Below are 292 nucleotides of genomic sequence, written 5' to 3'. Positions count from 1 at the left end.
CTCTTGAAGTGGTGTACTTATAAAGCGGTTTAAATTGGCACTTGGCAAGATAATTTGCAGAATGTTGTCCTCAAGCATGAACTCTTCTTTAGCAAAGTCTGCATTTTCAAAAAATGCCATCATAAAGCCTTGCGGGTAGTTCTCTACGTCTGCAATTTGATAATCACCTTGTAACCACCATTCACGATTGTTTTGCAGCTCGCTAAAGTAATCCCCCTCGTATACTTTGTATAATTCAAACTTATCAACTTGCATTAATACTTGGCGAATAAACAAGCCTCGGTATAAATGC

1 protein-coding gene is annotated in these 292 nt (G+C 38.0%); it reads right to left on the bottom strand.

Annotated elements, in window-relative coordinates; genetic code table 11:
• On the bottom strand, positions 1-292 hold a 292-nt coding region (locus tag AAEY62_RS21740), incomplete at both ends, for a hypothetical protein (protein WP_350636470.1).

This window comes from Pseudoalteromonas sp. GW168-MNA-CIBAN-0100, from assembly GCF_040309225.1.
Taxonomy (GTDB): domain Bacteria; phylum Pseudomonadota; class Gammaproteobacteria; order Enterobacterales; family Alteromonadaceae; genus Pseudoalteromonas; species Pseudoalteromonas arctica.
This window is presented reverse-complemented; position numbering and strand designations above follow the sequence as displayed.